The 16725-nt window shown below is 55.4% G+C and carries 18 protein-coding genes and 1 pseudogene; 12 read left to right on the top strand and 7 right to left on the bottom strand.

Annotated elements, in window-relative coordinates:
- Positions 1-68 precede the first annotated feature (68 nt).
- From AB1287_RS02145 to AB1287_RS02135, 3 genes and pseudogenes are all read left to right on the top strand, one after another.
- Positions 69-314, top strand: a pseudogene (locus AB1287_RS02145) (IS1 family transposase); the annotation flags it as partial.
- Between the two features lie 201 nt (positions 315-515).
- On the top strand, positions 516-764 hold the full coding sequence (locus AB1287_RS02140; protein ID WP_435616808.1) for a hypothetical protein: 249 nt from the start codon (positions 516-518) through the stop codon (positions 762-764).
- Positions 761-976 carry a hypothetical protein gene (locus AB1287_RS02135; RefSeq protein ID WP_435616807.1) on the top strand — a complete coding sequence of 72 codons (216 nt, stop codon included), beginning with the start codon at positions 761-763 and terminating at the stop codon, positions 974-976. Before AB1287_RS02140 ends, AB1287_RS02135 begins: the two co-directional genes overlap by 4 nt.
- Positions 977-1117: 141 nt before the next feature.
- On the opposite strand, the gene AB1287_RS02130 is transcribed toward AB1287_RS02135, so the two are convergent.
- Positions 1118-2545, bottom strand: a complete 1428-nt coding sequence (locus AB1287_RS02130; RefSeq protein ID WP_435616806.1) for a PLP-dependent aminotransferase family protein — start codon at positions 2543-2545, stop codon at positions 1118-1120.
- Between the two features lie 87 nt (positions 2546-2632).
- Between AB1287_RS02130 and AB1287_RS02125 the strand changes: the two genes are divergently transcribed.
- The 5 genes from AB1287_RS02125 to AB1287_RS02105 all read left to right on the top strand — a co-directional run bounded on the left by AB1287_RS02125 (position 2633) and on the right by AB1287_RS02105 (position 8877).
- A complete protein-coding gene (locus tag AB1287_RS02125) occupies positions 2633-3247 on the top strand; it encodes a YitT family protein (protein ID WP_435616805.1) in 615 nt (204 codons plus the stop codon).
- 72 nt (positions 3248-3319) lie between these two features.
- Complete coding sequence (locus tag AB1287_RS02120) at positions 3320-4390, top strand: LacI family DNA-binding transcriptional regulator (RefSeq protein WP_435616804.1); 1071 nt, start codon at positions 3320-3322, stop codon at positions 4388-4390.
- Between the two features lie 107 nt (positions 4391-4497).
- Complete coding sequence (locus AB1287_RS02115) at positions 4498-7581, top strand: beta-galactosidase (RefSeq protein WP_435616803.1); 3084 nt, start codon at positions 4498-4500, stop codon at positions 7579-7581.
- A gap of 62 nt (positions 7582-7643) precedes the next feature.
- Entirely contained in the window at positions 7644-7997 is a 354-nt protein-coding gene (locus AB1287_RS02110) for a DUF1428 domain-containing protein (RefSeq protein WP_435616802.1), read from the top strand.
- A gap of 163 nt (positions 7998-8160) precedes the next feature.
- Positions 8161-8877, top strand: a complete 717-nt coding sequence (locus tag AB1287_RS02105) for a GntR family transcriptional regulator (protein WP_435616801.1) — start codon at positions 8161-8163, stop codon at positions 8875-8877.
- Here the strand turns inward: AB1287_RS02105 and AB1287_RS02100 are convergent, their stop codons facing one another.
- Positions 8878-10077 (bottom strand): enolase C-terminal domain-like protein, encoded by a 1200-nt coding sequence (locus AB1287_RS02100; RefSeq protein ID WP_435616800.1) that lies wholly within the window; start codon positions 10075-10077, stop codon positions 8878-8880.
- Positions 10078-10352: 275 nt separating this feature from the next.
- Here AB1287_RS02100 and AB1287_RS02095 point away from each other — a divergent pair, with 275 nt between their 5' ends.
- The 3 genes from AB1287_RS02095 (at position 10353) to ykgO (ending at position 12301) form a co-directional block, all read left to right on the top strand.
- The gene (locus AB1287_RS02095) at positions 10353-11756 is read left to right on the top strand and encodes a PTS transporter subunit EIIC (RefSeq protein WP_435616799.1); all 1404 of its coding nucleotides are present in this window, start codon (positions 10353-10355) and stop codon (positions 11754-11756) included.
- A 141-nt stretch (positions 11757-11897) separates the two neighbouring features.
- Entirely contained in the window at positions 11898-12158 is a 261-nt protein-coding gene (locus AB1287_RS02090; RefSeq protein WP_435616798.1) for a type B 50S ribosomal protein L31, read from the top strand.
- 2 nt (positions 12159-12160) lie between these two features.
- Entirely contained in the window at positions 12161-12301 is a 141-nt protein-coding gene (gene ykgO / locus AB1287_RS02085; protein WP_312624711.1) for a type B 50S ribosomal protein L36, read from the top strand.
- A 3-nt stretch (positions 12302-12304) separates the two neighbouring features.
- Here the strand turns inward: ykgO and AB1287_RS02080 are convergent, their stop codons facing one another.
- The gene (locus AB1287_RS02080; RefSeq protein WP_312624710.1) at positions 12305-13009 is read right to left on the bottom strand and encodes a GNAT family N-acetyltransferase; all 705 of its coding nucleotides are present in this window, start codon (positions 13007-13009) and stop codon (positions 12305-12307) included.
- A gap of 99 nt (positions 13010-13108) precedes the next feature.
- Here AB1287_RS02080 and AB1287_RS02075 point away from each other — a divergent pair, with 99 nt between their 5' ends.
- Positions 13109-14569 carry a PLP-dependent aminotransferase family protein gene (locus AB1287_RS02075; protein WP_312624709.1) on the top strand — a complete coding sequence of 487 codons (1461 nt, stop codon included), beginning with the start codon at positions 13109-13111 and terminating at the stop codon, positions 14567-14569.
- Here AB1287_RS02075 and AB1287_RS02070 read toward each other — a convergent pair.
- The 4 genes from AB1287_RS02070 to tomB all read right to left on the bottom strand — a co-directional run bounded on the left by AB1287_RS02070 (position 14529) and on the right by tomB (position 16429).
- On the bottom strand, positions 14529-15008 hold the full coding sequence (locus tag AB1287_RS02070) for a YlaC family protein (RefSeq protein WP_312624708.1): 480 nt from the start codon (positions 15006-15008) through the stop codon (positions 14529-14531). The two genes, AB1287_RS02075 and AB1287_RS02070, sit on opposite strands and share 41 nt — an antisense overlap.
- Positions 15009-15105: 97 nt before the next feature.
- Positions 15106-15660, bottom strand: a complete 555-nt coding sequence (maa, locus tag AB1287_RS02065) for a maltose O-acetyltransferase (protein WP_435616797.1) — start codon at positions 15658-15660, stop codon at positions 15106-15108.
- Positions 15661-15808: 148 nt separating this feature from the next.
- The gene (locus AB1287_RS02060) at positions 15809-16027 is read right to left on the bottom strand and encodes an HHA domain-containing protein (protein WP_312624706.1); all 219 of its coding nucleotides are present in this window, start codon (positions 16025-16027) and stop codon (positions 15809-15811) included.
- A 27-nt stretch (positions 16028-16054) separates the two neighbouring features.
- Complete coding sequence (gene tomB / locus AB1287_RS02055; RefSeq protein WP_097161545.1) at positions 16055-16429, bottom strand: Hha toxicity modulator TomB; 375 nt, start codon at positions 16427-16429, stop codon at positions 16055-16057.
- Positions 16430-16725: the final 296 nt, after the last annotated feature.

Below are 16725 nucleotides of genomic sequence, written 5' to 3'. Positions count from 1 at the left end.
AAATCTTTCCAGTGTCCTCTATCACGTCGCTGAATGCCGAAGCGAGAAACATCGCCGTTTTGAGGTGAATGGCCCTGCTCGTGCCATTCAACATCGGTATGCTAACCTGCGATGACTGAGGCCGCTATGCCAGATAAGTCCCGAAGGACGGGCATCAGACCGATAAAATCTTTACTCAGCGTATTGAGCGTAACAATCTGACGCTAAGAACCCGAATCAAACGGCAGGTCCGCAAAACCAACAGCTTCTCACGTTTTGTTGAGCTTCATGAAAAAGTTATTGGCACTTTCATCGAAAAATACATGTTCTACTGATTGGAGGCATTACCTTCTTTTTTAGCAATAATTAATCATTCGTCACCTGATTGAAATATATCTGTCATCTGGCTGTCATATATTAGGCAGATAATAAATCTGGGTAATTATTTGTTTTATTTTTATGAGAAAAGTATTTCTGGATCGCCAATGGCTGTTCGTGTATTAATTATCTGAATTTATTGCGCGGGAAGCGAGACTATGAGCACTGCAGTTCTGAATGTTAAAATTGACGGCGATCTGAAAGAGCAATTACGGCATTATGCGGAAGTCCATAACGAGACGCTGAGCGCAGCAACGCAAAAGCTGCTACAGCTGGCATTTGAAGTCGCGTCAGAGGCGGGAGTATCCGAAGGTGAGGTAGACAGTCAGCATACCGAAGAAGAATCATCCCCTCTTACTCCTAAAGAAATCAAAGCATTGCGAAAACTTTTGAAGAAGAGAAAATGAAACAACAACTTTCCACGGCCAGTAACTATGGCGAAGCCTGTGAAATGCTCCGCTCCGGATACGTCAAGCATGTACGCCTGAACTGGAATGTCGGCAGCGATGAGTTCTTTCGCATTGCCTCAGAGTGGTGTGAGACCGGCGCGAAAATAAAAAAAGACGGTGACAGTTTCATTATTTCGATAAAGGGATTTCCAATTCCGCGCCAGCATTAATAAAAACATCAACGTCATGTCATATTGCTGAAGCCTGAGAACGGGATAATCTTCGGCGATAACAAAGACACAATCATCTCATGCCATCACGGACGATATATTAGACGAGCCGATATCCGGTATCGGCTCGTCGCCATTTTATTAAATAATTTTTCGTGTACGCAAAGTATTCTGCTGACCGTTCAGGGAATTCCACAGCGGTTGTAGCGTCTTAAAGGCGACCCGTAGAGCTTCATCATCCAGCGTGAAGGGCAGCCTCAGCCAGCGGTCGAACGCTCCGGCCAGGCCAAAACGCGTTCCTGTGCCCAGATGAATTCCCACGCTTTCTGCTCGCGCAGCGAACTGCGTTGCTACCATGTCCGGCAATTCCACCCAAAAAGAGAGTCCGCCGTCAGGCTGAATGTAACGCCACTGTGGGAAGTATTCGCTCATCAGTGCGCTGCACATATCGCGACGCGCGGCGAGCATGCTGCGTCTGCCCGGCAGGAAACTTTCGGCGTTATTCAGCAGCCAGAGGGTTGCCAATTGTTCCAGCAGTGGAGAGCCTAAATCCATCGTGTCGCGGGCCTGTACCAGCGAGGCCAGCGTACGCGTTGAGGCTCGAATCCAGCCCAAACGCAGGCCGCCCCAGAAGCTTTTACCGGTTGATCCCAGGGTGATTATCGGCGCATCGGGGTTAAAAGCAGCCAGCGGCGGTGGAGGGGGGGCGTTATACCAGAGGTCGACCATCGTTTCATCGATCGCCAGCGTGGTTCGGGTATTTGCGGCGAGGTCGGCAATGCGCTGGCGAGTTGGCGTATCCATACAGCGGCCGGTCGGATTATGAAAATCCGGCATCAGATAGGCCAGCCGCGGAGAGGTCTGCGCAAATGCGGCGGCAAGACCGTTCACGTCCCAGCCCTCATCAGGAAGCGACACGCCCACCGGGCGACAGGATGCACCCTGGATGGCGGCGATAGCGAGCGGATAGGTTGGATTCTCCACGACCACCCGATCGCCAGGCCCGGTAAGCAGCCGCAGAATCAGCGCCAGCCCGCTGACTGCGCCGTTAACCACCATAATTTCATCCGCACTCGTTCGGAGGCCACGAGCGGTATAGCGCCGGGCGATGGCTTCGCGTAAAGCGGGCAGGCCCTGCTGGTCATAGCCGGTGCTGGTGAGATGCTGCGGCATGCTGCTTAGCGCATGACTGTAGGCCTGATGAATTTCCGGTCCGGCGCTGAGCGCCGCCGTCGATAAATCCAGCGCCTGAACGGCGTTCATTCGCGTAGGTACCTGCGCTCGCTGCGCAGGCAGAATCACCCGCGAGCCGCTGCCGTGGCGGCTCACCACGTAGCCTTCATCCCTGAGCTGAGCAAGGGCGCTGGCGACGGTGGTCCGGCTGACGTTCAGCGCCGTTGCCAGCTCGCGTTCGCCGGGCAGGCGGCTGTCGAGCGCCAGGCGCCCGTCAAGGATTAGCAGCCGTAACGCCCCGGCGAGCTGGCGCCAGAGCGGGGTACGGGAGGTACTTTCTTGCCAGTGGCCCAGCAGGCTCACCAGAGACTGACTTCCGGAGCGACGTAGCGACATAGCAGTCCACTTTTATAAAACTGGTCATTAATAATCAGTCCATTTTTATCGATGATGCGGTTTTCAGCAACTGAATATGAGGTTTGTATGCTGCGCCGTTTGCTGCAACTGTACGTCGGGCTCTGCCTGTACGGGGTTTCTATTGCGATGTATATCCGTGCCGGACTGGGGGTCGATCCCTGGGATGTGTTTCATCTTGGAGTGAGTCGTCAGCTGTCGGCTGATTTCGGCACGGTAATGATTGTTACCGGTGCGCTGGTGCTGCTGCTGTGGATCCCGATTCGCCAGCGTCCCGGCCTCGGCACGATCAGTAACGTTATTGTGCTTGGTCTTGCAGCAAACGCCACGCTGAGCGTGCTGGGTTCGCCCGATTCCCTGTGGCTGAAAAGTGGCTTGCTCATTGCCGCCGTCGTGCTCAATGCGCTGGCGACAGGAATGTACATCGGTGCGGGGTTTGGTCCGGGGCCGCGAGATGGGCTGATGACCGGCATTCACGCCCGCACCGGCTGGTCTATTCGCGCTATTCGCACCACCATTGAAGTCACCGTGCTGGTCATTGGGTACTTTCTTGGCGGCAGCGTGGGCGTCGGTACGCTGGTTTATGCGCTGGCCATTGGCCCGCTGATCCAGCTCTGTTTGCCCTGGTTCCAGGTTAAGCCTTCGGCGGTATCACCGCTGAAAAAAGAGAAAGTATTAAGCTAAATAGCGAAGCGCTCACGGTCGCGATGCCATTTTTCCGTTACACTGGGGACATTGTGTTTCGGGAACTGAATAATGAAAGCCATCACTCTCTATGATGTCGCCCGCGTGGCGGGCGTCTCCTACCAGACCGTTTCCCGCGTGATCAACCAGGCGGAACACGTCTCGGCTCGCACCCGGGAGAAAGTGCAGAGGGCGATGGAAGATCTGAACTATGTACCTAACCGTGGGGCACAGCTGCTCGCCGGAAAGCGGCAGCTGGCTTTGGGGCTGGTGAGCGCTGATTTGGCGCTGCATGCGCCCTCACAGATTGCTTCTGCCGTCAAAAGCCGGGCGAGCGAGCGGGGCTACGCAGTGCTGATCTCCATGGTGACAAACTATGCGGAAGCGGCCTGCCGGGAAGCGGTGCAGGAGCTTCTGGCCCAGCGCGTTGATGGTCTTATCGTGAACGTGCCATTGGAAGAAGATGCGGCACGGCGTTTGTCTGACCTGGCAGCGCCGCTGCCGGTGCTGTTCCTCGACGTCAGCGAGCAGGCACAGGTCAACAGCCTTGTCTTCAGCCCCGCTCAGGGCGCAACGCTTGGCGTGGCGCATTTGCTGGAGCAGGGGCATTCGCGCATCGCGCTGCTGGCCGGGCCGGAGAGTTCTGTTTCCGCCCGCGCCCGCCTTCAGGGCTGGCATCACGCGCTGGCTGAGGCCGGAATTGAAGCGTGCGCCGTCGCCAGCGGTGACTGGAGCGCGCAGTCCGGCTATGAAAAAGCGCACAGCCTGCTGGCGAGCGCGGTGAAACCTGATGCCATTCTGGTGGCGAACGACCAGATGGCGCTCGGCGTGCTGCGGGCCTGCGCGGAAAAAGGCATCAGCGTTCCACGCCAGCTGTCGGTCGTCGGCTATGATGACACTACCGACAGCGCCTGGTTTACGCCGCCGCTCACCACCGTTCGTCAGGCGTTCCGTACCGCAGGTGAACAGGGCGTGGACTGGCTTATCGGGAAACATGACCCGCAAAAGCTGAGCCAGACGCGGTTACCCGTTACGTTAGTCGTGCGTGGATCAACAGCGGTTTCCGGGGCGGAATCCACGGACGATCTGGCCAGCCGACTTCAGGAACTCGCGGCGTTTGCCGACAAACTCGGTTTACGCTGATCGCTTTGTGATCCTCCTCGCTTCTTGCCGATCGGATCCTTTACCACGGCCATCGATCGGTTCATGCTTGCATGAAATTGTGAGCGCTTCGTAAAAAGGATTAACCGATGACAGCAGCACCTTCCGCTCTTGCCCTGCAGCTGGCCCGTCGTGACTGGGAGAACCCGGTCGTCACCCAGTGGCACCGTTTAGCGGCCCATGCCCCGATGTTCAGCTGGCGTAATGAGCAGGAGGCCCTGCACGATGCGGCTTCCGCCTCCCGTTTGTTGCTCAACGGCGAGTGGCGTTTCAGCTTTTTCCACGCGCCGGAAGCGGTGCCGGATATCTGGCTGGAAAAGGACTTAGCGGACTCGGTGGCAATGCCCGTGCCGTCAAACTGGCAGATGCAGGGCTTTGATACGCCGATTTACACCAACGTTACCTATCCCATTCCCGTAACCCCGCCGCAGGTCCCGGTCGATAACCCAACGGGCTGTTATTCCCGCGAGTTTGACGTGCCGCCAGGCTGGCTGAACGAAGGGCAAACGCGAGTCGTTTTTGACGGCGTGAACTCGGCTTTCCATTTATGGTGCAACGGTCAGTGGATCGGCTATTCCCAGGACAGCCGTCTGCCCGCCGAATTCGATCTAAGTCAAGCGCTGGTCGCCGGACGCAACCGCCTCGCAGTGCTGGTGCTGCGCTGGTGTGACGGCAGCTATCTGGAAGATCAGGATATGTGGCGGATGAGCGGCATTTTCCGCGATGTTTCTCTGCTGCATAAACCCGCCACCCGCATTGCTGATTACCATCACACGACCGATCTGAACGAGGATTTTACTCACGGTGTGCTGAAGCTGAACGTCATGCTGGAAGGTGAGCGATTTGCTGACGCAGAAGTGGAGGCGGTGTTGTGGCGCGAAGGCAAAGAAGTCGGTCGTCAGCGGCAGAAGCCTGGCTCAGCGATTGTCGACGAGCGCGGTAGCTGGGCGGAGCGCCTGGCGCTGGCGATCCCTGTAGCATCGCCGGATCTCTGGAGCGCAGAAATACCGAATCTCTATCGCCTGACGATAACCCTGCGCAATGCTGATGGCGTGGTGCTGGAAACGGAAGCCTGTGACGTAGGGTTTCGCAAAGTGGCGATCGTCAACGGTCTGCTGACGCTCAACGGCAAAGCGCTTTTGATCCGTGGCGTGAACCGTCACGAGCACCATCCACAGGCGGGCCAGGCCGTGGATGAAGCCACCATGCGTCAGGACATTCTGCTGATGAAGCAGAATAATTTCAACGCGGTGCGCTGCTCGCATTACCCTAATCATCCGCTGTGGTACCAGCTGTGCGATCGCTACGGCTTGTACGTGGTGGACGAAGCTAATATCGAAACGCACGGGATGGTGCCGATGGGCCGTCTGGCAGACGATCCACAGTGGCTGCCTGCGATGAGCGAGCGCGTCACGCGCATGGTGGCCCGCGATCGCAACCATCCGTCGATCGTTATCTGGTCGCTCGGCAACGAGTCGGGGCATGGCGCTAATCACGATGCCCTTTATCGCTGGCTGAAAACCACCGATCCTTCGCGTCCGGTGCAGTACGAAGGCGGCGGGGCAGACACCGCAGCCACCGACATTATTTGCCCTATGTATGCACGGGTCGATCAGGATCAGCCGTTCCCGGCGGTGCCGAAATGGTCGCTCAGCAAGTGGATTGGCCTTCCGGGCGAAACACGCCCGCTGATCCTTTGCGAATATGCTCACGCGATGGGCAACAGCTTTGGCGGCTTTGCAAAATACTGGCAGGCGTTTCGTAACTATCCACGTTTGCAGGGCGGCTTCGTCTGGGACTGGGTCGACCAGGCGCTGTGCAAAACGGACGAGCAGGGTAACTCCTTCTGGGCCTACGGCGGCGACTTTGGTGATACGCCGAACGATCGCCAGTTCTGCATGAATGGTCTGGTTTTCCCCGATCGCACGCCGCATCCGGCACTGTTCGAAGCGAAGCGCGCGCAGCAGTTCTTCCAGTTCCGTTTGCTCTCCACTTCACCGCTGAAAATTGACATCGTCAGCGAATACCTGTTCCGCCGCAGCGACAACGAACGCCTGCGCTGGTGGCTGGCCCGTGACGGTGAAACGCTGCTCGAAGGTGAGTGCACGCTCGATATTCTCCCGCAAGGAACGCAGACGATTGAGCTGGCGGCACCCCCTTTACCCGCTGGCAAAGGCGAAATCTGGCTGAACGTCGAAGTGTGGCAAACCGATGCCACGACCTGGTCCGATGCGCAGCACCTCTGTGCGTGGGATCAGTGGCGAATGCCTTCCCCGCTGGCGTTGCCGGAATGGCCCTCCGCAGGCGACGCTCCGCTCCTTAACGCCAATGACGCAACCTTTACCGTTAGCCATGGTAATCAGCGCTGGGATTTCAGCCGTGAAAGCGGGCATCTGGAGCAGTGGTGGCGCAACGAACAGCCGGGGCTGCTGTCGCCGGTGCTGGATAACTTTACCCGCGCGCCGCTCGATAACGATATTGGCGTGAGCGAAGCGACCCGCATTGATCCCAATGCCTGGGTGGAGCGCTGGAAAGCGGCGGGGCTGTATGACATGACGGCGACTTTACTGCACTGTGAAGCGCAAACTCAGGACGATAGCGTGACGATCGTGACCCGCCACGCCTGGAAGCATCAGCAAAGGGTGCTGTTTATTTCCGACAAGCGTTGGCGCATTGACGGGCACGGCATGCTGCATGCGGATATCGAGGTTACCGTGGCCGCGGATATACCCGAGCCGCCGCGGATTGGCATTTGCTGCCAGCTTGCGGAAGTGGCTCCTTCTGCATCCTGGCTGGGGCTTGGACCGCATGAAAACTACCCGGATCGTAAGCTATCTGTCCGTCACGGGCGCTGGACTGTGCCGCTTGAAGGGATGCACACACCTTACATTTTCCCAACGGAAAATGGCCTGCGCTGCGACACGCGTGAGCTGCGCTATGGCACAAACTGCTGGCAGGGCAATTTCCACTTCGGTCTTAGCCGCTACGGCCAGCAGCAGCTCCGCGAAACGACCCATAATCATCTGCTGCGCGAAGAAGAGGGCTGCTGGCTGAATCTGGATGCGTTTCATATGGGGGTTGGCGGGGATGATTCCTGGAGCCCGAGCGTTGCGCCGGAATTCCTGCTGCCCGAACGTCGTCTGCGCTATGCGTTCAGCTGGGGCCGCGACTAAACTTATCAACGCCGGACGCGGTCAGAACCGCTGGCCGCGCCGTTCACTTCGGAGATTCTCTCATGAAGTATGTTGATGGTTTTGTCGTTGCCGTTCCGGTGGACAAAAAGGAGGAATATCTCGCGCTTGCGGCAAAGGCTGCTCCGTTATTTAAGGAGTTTGGGGCAACTCGCGTAGTGGAGTGCTGGGCAGACGACGTGCCTGACGGCAAGCTCACGGACTTCCGCATGGCGGTCAAAGCGGAAGAGAATGAAGCGGTGGTATTCAGCTGGATTGAGTACCCGTCGAAAGAGGCCCGGGACGCGGCCAATGCGAAGATGATGGCCGATCCCCGGATGAAGGAGATGGGGGAAAGCATGCCTTTCGACGGTAAACGGATGATTTACGGCGGCTTTGCGCCGATCCTCGACGAGTAAGCCATAACGGCTGTGCGGCGTGCCGCCAGCCGTTTTAGCCTTCATCTCTTGTGGCTTGTCATGGGCCTCTCTTCCTTTTATTGCTGAAATCGTTATGTTTGCCCATCAGATGCAATGATAATGCTGACTGTCTTTTTTCAAAGAAATCATCAGGACGCGCCCGATGAAGAAAAATGAGTTCGTCACCCAGGATCTGCTCAGCAAGATTTATCAGCAGGGCGACGGTGGCCCGCGCAAGCTTCCCCCGGAGCGGAAGCTTGCGGAGGAATATGGCGTGTCGCGCTTTACGGTGAGGCAGGCGCTGGAGAAGCTCGCCAGTATTGGCGTAGTCAGCATTGTGCAGGGTTCTGGCTGCTGGATTAACGATCGGGCGCGCAACAACCCGCTGGTGTATAACTCCATCACCGAAAAGCGTTTCGACCAGATGCGTTACCGGATGATAAGCCTGCATAAAAAACGTCCGAACCGTGAGGAGCAACAGATATTCGGGCTAACGGAGGATGATTTTATCTGGCAGTTCTGCCGTCTGCGCTATGTGGACGACAGCCCAGTGCAAATTGAGGTGTCGCGTATGCCCTCGGCGGCATTCGCGGACCTTAATCAGCAGGTTATCGAAGGATCGTTACAGCAATATGTCCTGCAAAAGGGCTATCTGATTTCGCATATGCTGACGACCTACCGGGCGGTGAGCGTCAGCCGGGAACAGGCTGAACTGCTGGGCTGCAAAAAGGGCAGCCCGGCTATGCACATCAACAACCGCGGTATTCTGGAAGGCGGTGAGGTGTATGAGATCAGCGATATTATTGATATCAATTACACCTGCACCTACGTCATTCCACACAACCGCGATAACCTTGCCTTCCGCCAGCTTCCCGGATGATTACGGGGTGTGCATCGTGCCGTCTGGCAGGCGGCTTTGCGTCCATTCATGCGGGCGATAAACCACCGGGTGAAGCGCGGCCAGCTCTTCATTAAAGCCCACGCCAATGCCGATAGCCTGCGGCGGGTAGACGTAACCCTCTTTCACTGCCGGTGCGCCGGGGAACACCGCATTGGTGGTGGCCGAGCGTGGAATGAATTCCTGAATCGCGGCGTTGTGCAGATGAATATTGAGGTGCGTATTTACCGCCACGCCGATGGGCGTCATGTCTCCCGGGCCATGCCACGCAAGTCGCACGCCAAAGGCCTGGCACAGTACAGCCAGCTTGAGCGCTGGCGTGATGCCGCCAATCTGTGAGACGTGGCAGCGAATAAAGTCGATCTGCCGGTTAACGATCAGATCGTGCCACTCCGCCGGATTATTGAACAGTTCGCCGAGCGCCAGCGGCACGCTGCTCTGCTGGCGGATTTGCGTCAGCCACGGCGTCTGCTGCGGCGGCAGAATATCTTCAATAAAGTACGGCTGGTACGGTTCAAGCTGTTTTGCCAGCTGAACGGCCTGATGTGGGAACAGGCGTTCGTGTACGTCGTGCAGAATATGGAAGCGGTGGCCGTAACGCTCACGCAGGGCGCGGAACATCTCCACGGTATTGCGCATGTATTGATCCTGATCGAACCAGGCCCCCGGCGACGGATTTTCCGGGGCGTGTAAATCCGTGGGCGTTCCGCCATAAAAACCGAGCTGGCAGCGGATATGGCGGTAGCCTTGCTGGAGCAGAATGTCGACCGCAGCATAGAGTTGTTCCAGCGTTTCGCCGCTGGCGTGGGTATAGGCGGCAATCGCGTCGCGGGATTTCCCGCCAAACAGCTGGTAGAGCGGCATTTGGGCGAGCGTGGCTTTGATGTCCCACAGCGCCATGTCGACGCCCGCAATGGCGTTATTCATTGCCGGGCCGTTTCGCCAGTAGGCGTTCACGTTCATCATCTGCCAGAGATCTTCGATATTGTTGGCGTCGCGACCGAGCAGCAGCGGGCGCAGATACTCATCAACCAGCGTTTTCACCGCCAGCGGGCGCTGCTGGAACGTGGCGCAGCCGAGGCCGAAAATCCCTTTGTCGGTCATTACTCTCACCGTCACCAGGTTGTGACGATCCGGGCGGGTGATAAAGCAGTCGATGGCGGTAATCAGAGTCGGTTCCACGAAAATCTCTCCCTGCATAAGACGGAAAATAATTAAATGATGCGTTATCTTCGCCCTATTTTTAGGCAGCAGTAAACTCTTTTCTGGAATAAATATTTTGGTCTGAAATGAGGAGGGGATTGAATTAAAAACCAGACCAATAATCAATAATTCTGCTTCTTTAATCCTTTCTTGTAGCGAAGTGTGAGCGGTTTCAAGTTTTATTGGTTTGTTTTGCTGTTCAGGCTTTATTACGATGCTGATAACCAAAAAAAGAACACTTCGCAGGAGTCACTATGGGGACGCAAGACGTCATCGACCAAATTATTCAGCGGGTCGGTGGGCATGAGAATATCAATAAAGTCTGGCACTGCATGACCCGCTTACGCTTTGATTTGATTGATGATAGCAAAATCGAACTGCGTGAAATCAAAACGCTGCCCGGCGTGCTGGGCGCGCAGCTTCAGAGCGACCAGTTTCAGATAATCATCGGACCGAAGGTCAATGAATGGTATGAGTCCTTGCAGGCCCGATTCGGCCAGCAAATAGCAGAGCCTGCTGCCACGAATAAGGGACGTAAGAGCCTGGTGTCGATGTTTATGGACACGGTGTCCGGTGTGTTTGGCCCAATCGTGCCGGCTATCGCCGGGGCAGGGATGATTAAAGGCCTGCTGGCGGGGCTGATTGCGCTGAAGGTGGTGTCACCGAAAAGCGATACGGTGATGATTATCGATTTGATCGCCAGCGGCGTGTTCTGGTTCCTGCCGTTTTTCCTCGCAGTGTCGGCGGCGAAAATCTTTAAAACCAATGAGTACCTGGCCGCGGCGGTGGCCGCCTGCCTGATGTATCCGACGCTTATCGATGCGGCAAAAGCGCTGGCGGCGCACCAGCCGGACGCCGCTTCCGTACTGTGGCTGATGAATGCCATTCCGGTGTCGGTCTTTAACTATGCCTCAAGCGTTATTCCGGTGATTTTCTCGGTGCTGGCGCTGAAGTACATCCATAAATGGGTCGACAGTATTATGCCTGACGTGCTCAAAACGGTCTTCACGCCGACGCTGACGCTGTTTATTGGCGCGCTGGCGGCGCTGGTGGTGATTGGCCCGATTGGTATCTGGCTGGGTAAAGGGCTGGCGCTGTTTATCGAAGGCCTGTTCGGCATCTCGGCAAGTTTCGCCGGGCTGGTGGTTGGCGCTATCCGTCCGATAGCGATCCTGACCGGTATGCACCACGCGATGACGCCGATTGCGCTGCAAAACTTCAGCGATCGCGGCTATGACATGCTGATGCCGATGATGTTTATGGCCAATATGGCGATTGCCGGGGCAACGTTTGCCATCTGGCGGCTCAGCAAGGACCGTCAGGACAGAACCGTAACGCTTTCGGCGGCGGTGTCTGCGCTGCTGGGCATTACCGAGCCGGCGTTGTTCGGCGTGCTGACCCGCTATAAAAAGGCGTTTATTGCCGCGACGATCGCCAGTTCGCTGGCCTCTGCGTTTATTGCCTTCTTTGGCGTGCGCCTGTACGGCTACATTCTGTCGAGCATTTTCAGCCTGCCTGCGTATATCGGCCCGTATTTTATGTTTGCGCTGTCGGGCGTGGCGATTGCGCTGGTGCTGTCTTTCGTGCTGACCACGTGGCTTGTCGGTCGGGAACAAAAGCAGCAGGAAAACGCCCGCTACGCAGAGTCAGTACGATAACCCACGCTTTTAATTCATCAATCTGGGCGACAACAGTCGCCCTTTTTTACGTTCAAAAAACCGCTTTGTTTACAGGGTTGATCTTGTGCCAACGTCGGCGTATCTTTGTGTTATGTTATAATATAACAAGTGAGGTTAATCATGAAAGCCGGTATTCATCCGCACTACCGCACCGTGGTCTTCCACGACACCAGCGCCAACGAATATTTCAAAGTCGGTTCAACGATCAAAACCGATAAGGAAATTGAGCTGGAAGGGGAAACTTTCCCGTATATCACTCTGGACGTGTCATCGAAGTCGCACCCGTTTTATACCGGGAAGCAAAGAACAGCCTCCAGCGAAGGCAGTATGGCGCGCTTCCGTCAGCGTTTTGGCGGATTTATTGATGCGAAACGGAGCTAGCCATGCAGGTTCTGAACTCGCTTAAAAGCGCCAAACAGCGCCACCCGGATTGCCAGATTGTACGGCGCAAAGGGCGGCTGTATGTGATTTGCAAAACCAACCCCCGCTTTAAGGCCGTGCAGGGGCGTAAGAAAAAACGTTAGTTTTTAAGGCTGTCGCCAACTTTCCAGGGAACTCAACTGCTTGCCGTCGGTATCGAAATTATCGGCGGCAAGCCATTTCTGCATCGCCCCATTCACTCCTGGCCATTCACTGTCGATAATCGAGAACCAGTCTGTGTCGCGGTTATGGCCTTTAATGACCAACGCCTGGCGAAAACGTCCTTCATACTGAAAACCCATACGCAGCGCGGCGCGTCGTGACGGCTCGTTCAGGCTGTTGCATTTCCACTCATAGCGGCGATAGCCGAGCGTCTCAAACGCGTAGCGCATCAGTAGCCACTGCGCTTCAGTGGACATCGGCGTGCGGCTCAGCAGAGGTGAAAAGTGCACATGGCCCACTTCCACGACGCCGTTTTTGCTGTCGATGCGCATCAGCGCGAGCGTGCCGACCGGCTGCCCCGTTTGTTTATCAATAACCGCGAAGTGAATCGGATCCTGAAGCGCCAGTACCGATTCCACCCAGGCGGCGTAGCTTTCCGGCGTTACGTCCGGCTCCCGCAGCAGCCAGGTCCAGGCCCGCGTGTCTTCGGCCAGCTGATAAGCAGCAAACAGCGCTTCGGCGTGGTGCTGGCTAAGGGGTTCCAGACGGCATAACCGGCCATCAAGCGTTTCGCGCTGCGGATGTGGGCGGGGCTGCCAGTCAGGCAAAGCATCACCAACGGGCTGACCAAACTGATTCTTTTGACTCATAGTGACTCCTTTGTGAACGCACCATCGCAGAATAGGGCGTGGATGGTTCCATAAAAAGAACCACTGACGTATCTTCTTGTGGTACCACAAGGAGGCGCGATGAATATCCCGGACGACGCATTTTATGCATTATTAACCCAGGCTCTGCAGCGGCGAGCAGAAGAGACGCTGCAGCGAACGCTCTATCACGCCCTGCGGCAGGCGATTCTTAAGGGGACGCTCCATCCTCAGTGTCGTTTGCCCGGTTCACGCACTATTGCGCAACAGCTGCATTTATCGCGCAATACCGTCAACGCGGCGCTTGAACAACTGACAACGGAAGGTTTTTTGCTGCGCGATCGGCAAGGATCGCAGGTGGCCGCGCTGCCTCAGGCGACAGTTTCCTCCCCTGATTCTCACCCTGTTATTGGATTATCTCCTCACCTGAACCTGCTGCCTCCCGGTACAAGACGAGATTCTCCGACCCTCGCTTTTACACCGGGCATGCCTGCGGTCAACTATTTCCCCTTACCGTTGTGGAGACGCCTGCTTGACCGCGTGCTGAGGGAGGAAGGGAGTATGCTGTTGGGTTATGGTGATTCCGCCGGAGAGCCGTCGCTGCGGGTTGCCATTGCCCGTCATCTCGCGTTGTCGCGTGGTATCAACTGTGATGCCAGTCAGATTGTCATCACCGAAGGTGCCCGGGAAGGGCTTAATCTCTGTACGCAGTTATTAAGCGAACGGGGCCAGCTTGCCTGGCTGGAAGATCCAGGTTATTTCGGTGCCCGTAGCGCATTTATCGCTGCCGGCCTTGCCTTCCGTGGCTTACCGGTGGACGAGGAAGGCATGTGCTTCCAGACCATGGATGTGTCAGCGCCGCGCCTCATCTTCGCATCGCCTTCACACCAGTTTCCCCTCGGCACGTTAATGAGCGCTACCCGGCGCCTGGCGCTGCTGGAGTTTGCCCGCAAGGCGAAAGCCTGGATTATTGAGGACGATTACGACAGCGAGTTTCGCTACAGCGGTGTGCCGATCCCGGCGATGCTTGGCATGGTGCCTGACGCACCGGTGGTTTACCTTGGCACCTTCAGCAAAACGCTTTTCCCTTCGCTGAGAATTGGTTTTATGGTGATGCCGAAGGCATTAGCCGCTTCGGTGCAGCCGGCCATCGAATCTCTGCTACGTGGAGGACATCGGGCTGAGCAGCGGGCACTGGCGCTGTTTATTGAGGAAGGACATTACGCGCGGCATCTGGCGTCGATGCGCCGCTTATATCGCAAACGCCAGACTCAGCTGCGGGCTGCGCTGAAAGAGGAACTCACCGTACCGCATCAGGTTTCTGCAGGAGAGGGCGGGATGCATCTGACGGTAAAAATCGCGGAAATTGATGACGGGGCGGTTGTCGATCTGGCGCGCCAGTACCAGATGGCTCCGGCAGCGCTGAGCCGCTTTTATCTCGACCCTGCGTGCGGTGAAACCGGGCTGGTACTGGGCTACGGCAATACGTCCGCTTCCGGGTTTGCCTCTGGTATTCGCGTGCTTAACCGGCTGATTGCGCAGACTCGGCCCGGGCGAGGGTAAAGATGTCGTAGAACGACAGCTCACCCTTGGTGGCGACCATTTTTTGCAGTTGAGCTTTCTGCGGCTGCGCCACGCGCGGAGAGTGCAGAATGGTGTCGATAAGGGCTTCAGGCACGAAGCGGGTGTTGTACCACTCGCCGTTGTAACAGACGCGAAAATCGAGGACGTCGATATCCTCGTAGCGATAGCGTGGGGCCACGTCGAAAAAGAAGAAGCCGTTCAGGACAATGAAGAGCACCACAAGCAGCCATTGCGAATCGGCCAGTGTTTCCGAACGGTACATGACCACCCATGTCGCGAGAAAACCGAGATACATGGCGATAAACAAACCTGGAAAACGGCGAATGAAGCTGATACTGAAGCGCGGACGGTTATCGCGCTTTTCAGCGTGGTTCAGCTCGTTGATGGTTTGCGTAAGCAGCTGCTGGATTTCGCTCATCTGCGCCTTCTGTTATGCCTGAATTGGGTGATGCTTCATTTTATGTTGCGTGGATTCAGGCGAAAAGTAACAGTTTGGTTGCAGAAAAGCATAACAGTCAGGCGAGCATTTTGATGATCTTCGCCGGGTTGCCGCCTACCACCGCATTCGCCGGTACATCCTTAACGACCACGGCGCCGGAAGCGATTACCGCATTATCGCCGATTGTGACGCCCGGGTTGATGATGGCGCGCCCGCCAATCCAGACGCTGTTGCCGATGGTAACGGGTTTACCGAACTCGGCGCCGCTGTTGCGTTCATCGGCGTTCAGTGGGTGCGTGGCAGTATAAATATGCACGCCGGGCGCGAGCATGCAATTGTCGCCGATAGTGATTGGGCAGACGTCGAGCATTACGCAGTCGAAGTTGGCGTAGAAATTATTGCCGAGAAAAATGTTATAGCCGTAATCGCAGCGAAAAGTTGGCTCGATATAGGCGTCCTGAGCACGGCCCAGCAGTTCACCCAGCAAGCGACTGCGCAGAGCTTTTTCCTCAGGCGTGGAATGATTGTAACTGTGCAGAAGGGTTCTGGCGCGTAAACGGTCGGCACGGAGGGTGACATCACCCGGACGATACAGCTCTCCGGCGATCATTTTACGTTTTTCTTCACTCATGTGATTCTCCTCTTAGGCTGAGACTCACAGTAGCGATTCGCTGATGAATTGGGAACGTTCCCTGTGTCAGTGTGTGACTTATGTCGCACAGTACTCTTTGCGTTATTTATCAAAGAAGGTGAGGGGTGACGATCTCAGGTTGTGATAATTAGCGAATAAATTTCCATACAGATGATGGGATTTTGTCGTAGAGCTTATTCATAGTGAGTTCGGCAAGACGGTGATCGGCCGCTGAGTAAAAAACAGCCAGTTCATTGTCGGAAAGTTCATATTTATTTTTTTCAATAACACGTTCTAATGTATCGAGCGTCTGGCAACGTCGTAGTCGCATCAAATAATCGATTTTTGTTAAAGGTTTATCTGACATAACTTCACCTTTTTGCTTGTAATAATTTTAACAAGAGAGGCTGACCGGGTTCGTCCGGCTCAGATTGACGAAACAGCGAAACAGTCTGTTACCAGACTTGCGCCATTTCTGCAGATCCTCTGCGTTAATGCCATAGTTGCTGAACAACATAAAAGTATCGTCCAGATATTCATCAATTTGCGCGATCAGTTTATTGTCTTCATTGTACTTAATTTTGTAATTAAGTGCGAAAGTAGCAATATGCTCGATCAGTTCGTTGAGCTGAAGATTAAGGGCTGACGTAGGGTCATTCACCCAGCCTGCGCGATTCTCTTCAAGGTTAGCAAGACAGTCATGATACAAGGTTTCACAGAGAAATTTAAGCTGTGCGATATCATGTCTTTTTGGCGAGTATTCGTCCATAACGCATCCCCTTATGATTAACCAACAAACACCGTGTGGGATGGATACTACTGTCTGACCCGGAACATACGCTGTGACCTGATACGTTAACTATAATCTACTCTGAAAAAGATTTCATCGCGCTATTACGAAAAATTACAATTACTGGTTATTCACCTGAGATGTCGCCAATTTTTTTATCTCGCCTAATAGCTGACAAGCCAGATTAAAAACGTTAAATATCTATGGACCATCTTATTTTTCATTAGGTTATGTATATGACCACCCAATGACAAGGTGATTTATCCTGAGTATTC

The organism is Scandinavium sp. UTDF21-P1B (assembly GCF_040750395.1).
In the GTDB taxonomy this organism is placed as follows: Bacteria; Pseudomonadota; Gammaproteobacteria; order Enterobacterales; family Enterobacteriaceae; genus Scandinavium.
This window is presented reverse-complemented; position numbering and strand designations above follow the sequence as displayed.

Bases quoted from the DNA above. Each gene is read 5' to 3' on its own strand.
- tomB (WP_097161545.1), bottom strand. From the start codon at position 16,429: ATGGACGAATACTCGCCAAAAAGACATGATATCGCACAGCTTAAATTT.
- AB1287_RS02090 (WP_435616798.1), top strand. From the start codon at position 11,898: ATGAAAGCCGGTATTCATCCGCACTACCGCACCGTGGTCTTCCACGAC.
- AB1287_RS02120 (WP_435616804.1), top strand. From the start codon at position 3,320: ATGAAAGCCATCACTCTCTATGATGTCGCCCGCGTGGCGGGCGTCTCC.
- AB1287_RS02060 (WP_312624706.1), bottom strand. From the start codon at position 16,027: ATGTCAGATAAACCTTTAACAAAAATCGATTATTTGATGCGACTACGA.
- maa (WP_435616797.1), bottom strand. From the start codon at position 15,660: ATGAGTGAAGAAAAACGTAAAATGATCGCCGGAGAGCTGTATCGTCCG.
- AB1287_RS02075 (WP_312624709.1), top strand. From the start codon at position 13,109: ATGAATATCCCGGACGACGCATTTTATGCATTATTAACCCAGGCTCTG.
- ykgO (WP_312624711.1), top strand. From the start codon at position 12,161: ATGCAGGTTCTGAACTCGCTTAAAAGCGCCAAACAGCGCCACCCGGAT.
- AB1287_RS02125 (WP_435616805.1), top strand. From the start codon at position 2,633: ATGCTGCGCCGTTTGCTGCAACTGTACGTCGGGCTCTGCCTGTACGGG.
- AB1287_RS02070 (WP_312624708.1), bottom strand. From the start codon at position 15,008: ATGAGCGAAATCCAGCAGCTGCTTACGCAAACCATCAACGAGCTGAAC.
- AB1287_RS02080 (WP_312624710.1), bottom strand. From the start codon at position 13,009: ATGAGTCAAAAGAATCAGTTTGGTCAGCCCGTTGGTGATGCTTTGCCT.
- AB1287_RS02135 (WP_435616807.1), top strand. From the start codon at position 761: ATGAAACAACAACTTTCCACGGCCAGTAACTATGGCGAAGCCTGTGAA.
- AB1287_RS02130 (WP_435616806.1), bottom strand. From the start codon at position 2,545: ATGTCGCTACGTCGCTCCGGAAGTCAGTCTCTGGTGAGCCTGCTGGGC.
- AB1287_RS02095 (WP_435616799.1), top strand. From the start codon at position 10,353: ATGGGGACGCAAGACGTCATCGACCAAATTATTCAGCGGGTCGGTGGG.
- AB1287_RS02115 (WP_435616803.1), top strand. From the start codon at position 4,498: ATGACAGCAGCACCTTCCGCTCTTGCCCTGCAGCTGGCCCGTCGTGAC.
- AB1287_RS02140 (WP_435616808.1), top strand. From the start codon at position 516: ATGAGCACTGCAGTTCTGAATGTTAAAATTGACGGCGATCTGAAAGAG.
- AB1287_RS02110 (WP_435616802.1), top strand. From the start codon at position 7,644: ATGAAGTATGTTGATGGTTTTGTCGTTGCCGTTCCGGTGGACAAAAAG.
- AB1287_RS02105 (WP_435616801.1), top strand. From the start codon at position 8,161: ATGAAGAAAAATGAGTTCGTCACCCAGGATCTGCTCAGCAAGATTTAT.